This window comes from Microcoleus asticus IPMA8, from assembly GCF_013179805.1.
GTDB classification, from domain to species: Bacteria; Cyanobacteriota; Cyanobacteriia; order Cyanobacteriales; family Microcoleaceae; genus Microcoleus; species Microcoleus asticus.
Map to the genome: position 1 here is coordinate 44,977 of NZ_SRRZ01000039.1, position 7,751 is coordinate 52,727.

At 44.5% G+C, this 7,751-nt stretch carries 7 protein-coding genes and 1 pseudogene; all 8 read right to left on the reverse strand.

The window, feature by feature from the left end; all coding sequences use genetic code 11:
- Nucleotides 1-24 precede the first annotated feature (24 nt).
- Nucleotides 25-957: a methylated-DNA--[protein]-cysteine S-methyltransferase gene (locus tag E5S67_RS12610; protein ID WP_246276754.1), complete on the reverse strand. Its 933-nt coding sequence runs from the start codon at nt 955-957 to the stop codon at nt 25-27.
- Nucleotides 958-1,224: 267 nt separating this feature from the next.
- On the reverse strand, nt 1,225-1,731 hold the full coding sequence (locus E5S67_RS12615) for a MogA/MoaB family molybdenum cofactor biosynthesis protein (protein ID WP_006632696.1): 507 nt from the start codon (nt 1,729-1,731) through the stop codon (nt 1,225-1,227).
- 83 nt (nt 1,732-1,814) lie between these two features.
- Entirely contained in the window at nt 1,815-2,150 is a 336-nt protein-coding gene (gene psb28, locus E5S67_RS12620; RefSeq protein ID WP_172187630.1) for a photosystem II reaction center protein Psb28, read from the reverse strand.
- Nucleotides 2,151-2,440: 290 nt separating this feature from the next.
- Nucleotides 2,441-3,901: a DUF1565 domain-containing protein gene (locus tag E5S67_RS12625; RefSeq protein WP_172187632.1), complete on the reverse strand. Its 1,461-nt coding sequence runs from the start codon at nt 3,899-3,901 to the stop codon at nt 2,441-2,443.
- A gap of 307 nt (nt 3,902-4,208) precedes the next feature.
- Complete coding sequence (locus E5S67_RS12630) at nt 4,209-4,805, reverse strand: Uma2 family endonuclease (protein ID WP_172187634.1); 597 nt, start codon at nt 4,803-4,805, stop codon at nt 4,209-4,211.
- 207 nt (nt 4,806-5,012) lie between these two features.
- Nucleotides 5,013-5,861 (reverse strand): annotated as a pseudogene (locus tag E5S67_RS12635) (PD-(D/E)XK motif protein).
- A gap of 87 nt (nt 5,862-5,948) precedes the next feature.
- Nucleotides 5,949-6,773, reverse strand: coding sequence for an HNH endonuclease (locus E5S67_RS12645; RefSeq protein WP_172187638.1), 825 nt, complete (start codon nt 6,771-6,773; stop codon nt 5,949-5,951).
- A gap of 11 nt (nt 6,774-6,784) precedes the next feature.
- The coding region (locus E5S67_RS12650) for a DNA (cytosine-5-)-methyltransferase (RefSeq protein ID WP_172187640.1) at nt 6,785-7,751 on the reverse strand (967 nt) is incomplete at its 5' end.

The window sequence follows — 7,751 nt, forward strand, 5'->3', positions numbered from 1 at the left end:
CCCATGCACCCGATCGCACAGAGGTTATGTGTTGGGAGCAGAGGTAGTCTCCTGCGGGTGATTGACACCGTTAGATCGCTCTATTCCTGCGAGGGTGGTTCCGCAGATTGTACGGCTAGCTTCCCAACCTAACATGACTGTTTTACGCTCTACTCCCCAGCAATAGCCACCGAGTTCTCCAGATTCTCGAATGACTCGGTGACATGGAATTAGATAGCCGATCGGATTTTTACCGATCGCATTTCCTACAGCTCTAGCAGCAGTTGGGCGAGCTACCATTTGAGCTATACTCTGATAAGTTGCGATCGCACCAAATGGCAATTTCAAAAGTGCTCGCCAAACTTGAATCTGAAAGTTAGTGCCTTTTACCAAGAGCGTTAGTGGTTTTTGCTCCCTGAGAGTTTCTGAATTGAAAATCAAGTCGCGCAATGATTGAGTGGCTTGCTCATCACGAATGATTTCAGCGTTTTTCCAAGCCAATCGCAGTCTTTGTGTGGCGGTTTGTTCGTCTGTTGTCTCCAAGAAATAAAGATTACAAATACCGCGGGCAGTTGTAGCAATTAGAGATGTGCCAAACGGGGTCTCATGAATGCCATAGCGAATTTGCAAACCTGCTCCGCCTGCTTTGAACTCCCCAGGTGACATTGCTTCTAAGTTCACAAATAAATCGTGCAATCGTCCTGGACTCGATAGTCTCACGTCCAATGTTAGGTCGAGAAGGCTTTTAGTCTGAGTGATTTTTGACTTGGCATATTCAACTGTCAGATATTGCAAAAACCGCTTGGGGCTAATGCCGGCCCATTGAGTAAATAGCCGTTGAAAATGATATTCACTCAGTCCTATGTGCTGGGCCACAGTTGCCAGATTGGGCTGGTTTAGGTGGTGTTGTCGCATAAAGGCGATCGCCCGAGCCATCCGGTGGTAATCTTCGCTAGCATAGACACTGGCATTCTGCATCGAAATCATCTAGTCTAAGTTAAGGGAATTTTGATGTTTCCTCACTTTAGCCATAGACTAGGCTCAATGCCACCCGTTTCTTGCGGTGAATGCAGCCAGTCGATTTTAGATTTTAGATTTTAGATTGAAGAGATTGAAGAAAGCGACCTCATTGCTAAACCCGGGGGCTTGCGATGAGGATTCAAAGCTTTTTTCTCAGTCCACGGATTCCTCGGACGATTTGTAACCAAATTTCTTTCGGTCAGTCGATTAACCGAACTTTCGCTCTCACCCTCCGCGCAACTGCGTCACCAAGTGAACTAATTCGGGTAATATTAGTTTTTCCACAGCTAGTTTCACACCATTGCTAGAGCCCGGAAGAGAAAAGACTAACTTGCCTTGATAAACGCCTGCAACTGCGCGAGAGGCGATCGCCCTCGAACCAATTTCTTGATAGCTCAAAAACCGAAATATCTCCCCAAATCCCGGTAAAATCCTGTCTAGCAAACTCTCCATCACATCGTAAGTCGTATCTCGGGGAGCGATGCCCGTGCCGCCGTTAAAAATGATTGCATCCACATCTTCACGCTGGGAAAAAGCCTGCATCTGCAATACAATTTTTGCCGCATCATCTTTAACAACAGTGTAAGCTACCACAGAGTGACCCGCATCTTTTAGCAGCTTCTTAGTTAACAAGCCGCTATTGTCTGTTTCAGCCGAGCGCGTGTCGCTAACAGTAATGATAGCGCAATTTACGGTTATTTTAGATAAATCGGGGTGAGGAATTTGCGTCATAGTTTCTTGTTCTAAGTAATCGGCAACTGGCAACGGGCGATCGGCTAACTACCAATGACCAATTACCAATTACCAACTACCCATTATGCCTTGCTAAATCCTAAGCCGTTTGCTTCCGAGTAGCGTTCCATGAACCGCATAAACCGATCCCATTCTGCGGGACTTCTCATTAGATAAAGAGCTTCCAAGCCCGCAGGCTGACCGTTGATGAACTTAGCCTTAACCTCGCGAGTGAGGATTTCGCCTTCTTCGTCGATCATGTACATTCCAGTAATTTCTTCGGTACTGGTGCTGCTGAGAGCTTTGGGATTTTCAAAGATAAACGTGGCAGTGCCTTGATCTCCGCTTTTAGAACGGGTTAGGCGCACTTCGGGCACAGCTTCTTCGTCTATACCGCGAGAGAATTGAATTTTAGCCATAATCTGATAGTGGAACCTTAAGGATTGCTTAATTTCTTAATGTTTAATCATAAAACGATTCGGGTACTCGCAAATCAAGACTTGGGAGAGTGGGAGCGGGCCAGAGTGGGGAAATCGGAGACAAGGGAGAGGGAAGATGGGTTGGTTCTGTGTACCTGATATCGTTTCCGGCTGCATCGGAATGATACCGAGGACACCGCGAGAGTCCAAGTCCCTACAATTAATCGGGGTAGGGAAACGGCACTGCCGTGTCCTGACTGTGAGTAATATTAATTCCGATGCTACGGGACTTAGACGATGTAGGGAGAGTTAATTGGCTCGGCTCGGTTTGTGGCTACGAGAGTTTGGTAGATGAGGGCGGATATCTCGCCGCGGGTGATGTCGTGGGCGGGGGAAAGCTTTTCGCGCGCGGGATAGTTGACCACGATTTTGCGCTCTGTGGCGGTTGCTATCTCGTCGGTGGCAAAACTGGGAATCAGAGCTCGATCGACATAAACGCTCAAAGAATTAGGGTTGCCGCCCGCCAACTGCAAGCCGTTTACCAAAGATACGATCGCCTGAACTCTAGTCAAATTCTGCTCCGGGCGAAACGTGCTGTCGGGATATCCCACCAAAAACCCAGCTCGATTAGCTTGGACGATCGCTCCCTGCGCCCAAAAATCCGCCGCCACATCCTTAAAAACCGTCGCCTCACGGCGCGGCACCAATTCAAACGCCTTCGCCAACACAGCCGCATACTGAGCTCTAGTTACAATCTCGTAAGGTTGAAAAGTGCCGTTGGGAAACCCGCTAACAATATTCATCTTTGCCAAGCGATCGATAAAATCCTTAGCCCAATGCGTGCTGATGTCGCTGAACTTTAGCCCGCCAGGAGTCGCAGTTGGCGTCACATTTCCCAAATCAAATAAACCTTTCACCCGCGAAGAATTGAGCTGATTTCCCACCGCAGAAATCTTAAACCCAGTCGCGTTTTGCAAGTCTAATTCACCGTTATTCAGAAAAATATTGCCGCCCAAATCTTGAGCCGTACCAATATCTGGCCGCGACTTCCCCACCGCAGTCAAACCGTCTTCGGTATTTTTTTCGATGCGATTATTGCGTAAAATCGGCTGAGATTCCCCCGCTACAACTATACCGGAGCGATTTTCCAAAATTTGGTTGTCAGCAATCAAAGGAGCCGACTGAGCTTCCAGAGAAATGCCGATACCCGTCTTTTGAAAAATATTGCGCCGTATTACTCCCTTAGCAGTTCCCGCCGTAATTACGCCAGCCGCTGAGTTTTCCATAAATATGTTGTCGAGAATCGCAGGATTAGCGGTTCCCGTGGCAAAAACTCCTTCGCGCTTGCAAAGCGTGAAAGTGCAGTTAGCCACAGTCGGAGAAGTTGACTCAATCCAGACTCCCGTGCCGCGACTATCAAGATTAGTGACAGTTACTCCGCGCAATTCCGAATTAGTTGCTAGCAGTATTGTGATATTTTGACCCGCAGCGGGGGGACTGACAAATTTGCCGCTGCCTTGAATCAGAATGCCTCTACCTTTGTTAGTTTCATTGCCAATAACTTTTACTCCCGATGGAATTTCCAAGGGGAATTTTTCGCCGCTAGCTGCGCTGTAAGTTGCCGGTGATAACTGAATCGTAGTTCCCGATGCAGCGCGGGCGATCGCGCGGGCTATAGTTTTGAATGGAGACGATTGGCTGCCGACTGCGGCATCGCTGCCTGTTGCTGGGTTGACGTAAAGTGTTGTCATGTTTTTGCCCAAGAGATAATTGGCGATCGAGCTTTTGTGCAATTTTCATTGTCTGCGAACTTGACCTTGGATATATATTCACCTTTGATTGCGGAGATTATTTAATTGCACGATATCCGCAACATTACCTATCAGGATCGGCAACCGCATGGGGATTGCCCCTACAAAAGACTGTATTTCTAGTTCCCAGCAACAGCAGAACCAGCCTTATTTAAGAAGTCCCGGATCTGGGAATTATATTTTTTCCAGATGTTGCCAAAACCACTAAAATTTCGATTGCCAATTATGAAAATCGAACGTCTTGCTCTCATGTACGAGCGATCGAGATTCCCTGGCCAAAAACCTTAACCGCTTCAGCCAAATCAGTTTCACCCATTAAAATGCAGCGTCTTAGCAAATCGATATCCAGCGTTTCCAATCCTGACAGTTGACTCTGAATTACTTGCTCGTAGCCATCTTCCCCGAGATGATACAGCCGCAGCGTGCCATCTTCCCAAAACCAGATTTCAGGCACGCCCAAAGCTCGATATTTTGGCAACTTGCTCAGTCCACCGCTAGTATAAACCACCTCGATCGACAAATCGGGAATCAACTTAGGTTCTCCCAAACAAAACGATTTGTCTGCTTGAGTAGAAGCTTCTGGCGTCTTCTCCTGCGTCATTGAACCAGAAGGGTAAAACTTAATACCTTGTTGCAGCAGAAAAGTGGTCACTAAGTAACCAATGATTTCAGAAAAATTTTCGTGTTGGAATCCCGGCATCAGAATCTCGATCGCACCTGCAAAAAAAGACAACTTTATGCCAGGGGAATCTTCCGAAACCTTCTGGATTAACTTGAATTGCTCCCAAGTGCCATTGAGCACCACTCGCCCATCGAGAATTTCGCGATCGAGAACTTGTGTCATTGACTCGCACCATTATCTCCTATCGGGATTATAACGCATTGTGCGATCGCTCCTACAGAATATCCATGCAGCAAATATAGCTGAGGAATCCGAACAGTTTTTCTCGTTTTTGAATAGAACAGGATCGACGCGAGTCTTAATTTTGAAAGATAGCCCAGAAGGGCAGCAAATAGGATTAGCAGCAGATTCGGTATTAATTTGGCTTGTTCACTCATGGCTGCCGCAGATTAGAGAAATTACATCTAGTTCTGGTATTGAAAAGCGTCGGCACTCGGCAACGCTGATGGTGTAGCGAACATCGCCAACGCCATTTCGGAGATCCGCTTCAATAATTATGGGAAAATCTCCCTCGACTTTGAAATAGTTAACTTCTCGTGGGGTATAGCCAATTTGTTCATAGTAGGGAATATGTATATCCAGATAGCCAACTTCAAAAAGGAGTATTTCTAATTCTTCTTTGGCTATAGGGTCGTTTTCGAGAAGTGATCTAAGACTGGCGACCATATCCGGTAGAGATTCACCTCGTTCTTGTCTAGCATCAAGGGATAGGTGCAGTAAAATCAGTGTGCCAGTGCCAGTATCATCTAGTTGCCGTTCGCTGGAGATCGCTAGTTTCTGATGCTGTTTAGCTGTAGTAGTTTTGACTTCAACAGCACAGTGTTGAAACTGGAAATCTTGTTGAGTTCCTTTTGCACCCGTCCAGCATTTGACTCCTTGGCGAGAGCCAATTTGAGGAATAACAACCTGCCGCAAAAACCAGAGTTCACCATATAATCCTTACTGTTCCGCTTGGCTAAGTCCTTCGGGGTTATGTTTTTCTAAGAATGCTTGCCATCGCCGCAGACGGGTAAAGAAAGCCGCTACAGCGTTTTGCTCATCCGTAATCGGGGCAATTGCATCAACAATGTCCTGTACTAATGTTGTAAAGATATCGCTGTAACGCGAGTTAATAAGTACCAGTTGCAGGGTGACATGGAAATCCTCATCACCTTGCAGGGCTACACGCCTAACCTCAAAGCAGTTGGAATTAGGAAAAACAGCAGCTTTTTGATTAATTTTTGCTTCACCCGCATCATCAGCAAACGTGCATTAGAATGTCTTTCAATAGCGAGATAAATATCGAGTAACTCTCTTGACTCGAAGCTAGTTAGTAATTTCCTTACCTATAAAAACTTCTTGTCTATGACGACGGATAAAATCAGGATCGGGGTGAAATTTGTTAGGAAAATGTATTTGTTGTCCGCAATAACCGACAAAGTTACGATATAATGTTTCATCTGGCAAGAAACTTTCCAGATATGCGCTAATAATAAGTCTATAATCCTCGTCAAATGTAATCAGTCCCTTGTCAAACGCTGTATCTTGAGTACGAGCAAGACACAAACCATTATGAGGATTAAGCCGATGATCTATGTAACTACCCCAGGGTAGTATATGACTTGCAACCAAAAGTTCGGGAATTGGATTACCAGTAATGCAGCAACGGCTGTTGTAGTTAGCTAGAACAGTTTGACGAAAAAAATTCTGTCCTATTCTAGCTTTTACACTGACTGTTGCTTCGGTTGAACCAGTTGGCTGACTTCTCGGTGTTTTAATTGGTATAGAGTTATTGAATTTTCGCTGGTTAGGTAGTTCATACTCTTCTGATATTAGGTTTTTAAATAGTTCTTGAAACCGTTCTTCACTTTCAACCCCAAGTTCTTCCCAATTGTTATAAAACTCTTGCCAAATTTCTCTGTCGGCTTTACTCGCATTGCGAAGCCCTTGAACACCTCTGGCTTGTAAGATAGGATCGAGTGAAGCTAAATTACATAGCTTCATAGTTAGGCTGCTTGGTGTTCTTCCTAACTTGTTAGCAACTTCAATAATAATGGGTGTTTTTTCATCTAGCTTTCCAAACGGAAGCTTGCAGTATAAATTCATTGCAATAATTAGTTCATCTCGTAACCAACGCTTACCTACAGCCATTTTTTCCTACCTTAACTATGTAAAACTATCATCTCAGCTAAAAGAGGTGGTACAGAATTCCCAACTAGCTCAAACATTTTCGTCATAGGTGCATCAAATACAAAATGATCTGGGAAACTTTGAAGTCTAGCAGCCTCTCTTACAGAGATACTTCTGGTTTGTCTTGGATGGATATAGGCTAAACAATCTTTCTGCATATGTGCCGTTAGTGTCCATGAGGGTTTATCCCAGTGTAAGCGTTTATACTTGTCCTCAAAACTCAGAGCGCTGTAGCGTTTTAATTCATCAGGGATATTTTTATATATACCCCCTTGAGGCATGATGCTAAAGATATGCAAATCTTTATCATTATGCGATCGACACATATGATTCATTACCGTATCACAAGGTTGAGTTCTCATTAGCTTTTGATACTCGGATTCAGGCGAAAAATGGTAAGCTTTAGGAACGTCTATTTGCTTGGGTGCAGTGCTTTTACTTTTCAAAGGTAGACTTATAGGCTTTAATTCTGGTAAATCTCCAATTGCTTCCCCGACAGAGACAGGAGAACCTGTCTTAGCATCTGGAAACTCGAAAGTTAGATTCCTATCTTTACGCCTACCAACAATGAATAAGCGTTTACGAATTTGAGGAACACCGTAATCAGAAGCGGTTAGAATTTGATCCCTGAGTTCGTAGCCTGGATAATCATCGCTTTTTGTAATCAATCCCTTTTCTAAATCCTTTTTTAAAGTAGAAAATATCCAGTGATTGCGGAGATAATTGACGTTTTCAATTACAAAAAACAGAGGCTTATAAAATTGAACTACTCTAATAAATTCTTGATATAAAAAATTTCTATCGTCACTTTCGATATGTTTTCCTAAAGACTTCATTTTACCTTTGCCGTATCCGCTCAATAAGTAGCGGTAGCACAGAAAAAAAAATAAGCAGAGTACACAAAGTGTCATAAAATAGGACACATGACGCCAAAGATTA